Genomic DNA, 1,129 nt, shown 5'->3' with positions numbered 1-1,129 from the left:
GGCTATTCTGGCCCGAGTGGGACATGTTGCCCCGCCAAGGCCGGGGCGCCAATCGGTCACACTGGCGCGAAGGTGAAGGAAACGTCCAGTCAGAGGGCGTTTGGGATGTGTGTTGGTCGGGTGTGTCGCACAGTGGGTGCGATCGATGGGCTGGGTTTGGTCGGTAGGCGGGTATGGATCGTGTGCGGCGGTACCCGTCTGATCTGACCGATGCCGAGTGGGCGTTCGTTGAGCCGATGCTGCCGTCGCCGCAGTGGATGGGTAGGCCGGAGAAGCATCCTCGTCGGGCGGTCGTTGACGGCATCCTGTACGTGGTGCGTACCGGGTGTGCGTGGCGGTACCTGCCGGTGGACTTCCCGCCCTGGCAGACGGTGTACTCCCACTTCCAGCGGTGGAACCGGCGGGGTGTGACCGATCGGATCCTCACCGAGTTGCGGGAGCAGGTCCGTCTGGCCCACGACCGGGCGGCCGAGCTCACCGCGGGGATCATCGACTCCCAGTCGGTCAGGGCTGCGGACACCGTGCACTCCGACACCCGTGGCTACGACAGCGGGAAGAGGGTCAACGGCCGGAAGCGGTTCATCGTGACCGACACCCTGGGTCTGCTGGTCACCGTGTGGGTCCTGGCCGCGTCGTGGCAGGACCGTGACGGCGCGAAGGGCGCACTGCTCGCCACCTATGTGGCGACCCCGATCCGGCACGTGTTCGCCGACTTTCGGGTTCGCCGGCCCGCCTGGTCCACTGGGCCCGCGACATCCTGCGCACCACCCTGGAGATCGTCCGGAAGCCCGCCGACCAGCAAGGATTCGTCGTGCACCGCCGCCGGTGGGTGGTGGAGCGGACCCTGGCCTGGCTGACCGCCCACCGTCGGCTGGCCCGCGACTACGAAACCCAACCCGCGACCTCGGAGGCCATGATCTGCTGGGCCGCGATCGCCGGCATGCTCGGCCGCCTCACCCGAGGCGGACCCGCCACCCGCCAACAACGCCGCACCCTCAACACACCCGACTGACAGACATCCGAAACGCTCTCTCAGCCGTTACTGGGTCGGTGTCGAGGAGGCGGGCGTCGTGCTGCGGAACTACGGCTGGCTGACCATCCTCAGCGATGAGATGGCCGACCGGGTGGG

At 68.1% G+C, this 1,129-nt stretch carries 2 protein-coding genes; both read left to right on the top strand.

Annotated features, from left to right (window positions below; genetic code table 11):
• Window positions 1–173 precede the first annotated feature (173 nt).
• A complete protein-coding gene (locus tag GA0070216_RS33525; RefSeq protein ID WP_218108367.1) occupies window positions 174–857 on the top strand; it encodes an IS5 family transposase in 684 nt (227 codons plus the stop codon).
• Window positions 755–1,012 (top strand): transposase, encoded by a 258-nt coding sequence (locus GA0070216_RS35165; RefSeq protein WP_425413220.1) that lies wholly within the window; start codon window positions 755–757, stop codon window positions 1,010–1,012. The genes GA0070216_RS33525 and GA0070216_RS35165 overlap by 103 nt, the downstream gene beginning before the upstream one ends.
• Window positions 1,013–1,129 lie beyond the last annotated feature (117 nt).

Origin of the sequence: Micromonospora matsumotoense (assembly GCF_900091525.1) — a bacterium.
Lineage (GTDB): Bacteria > Actinomycetota > Actinomycetes > Mycobacteriales > Micromonosporaceae > Micromonospora > Micromonospora matsumotoensis.
Note: the sequence above shows the minus strand (reverse complement) of the source record. Positions and strands in the feature narration are given on the sequence as shown.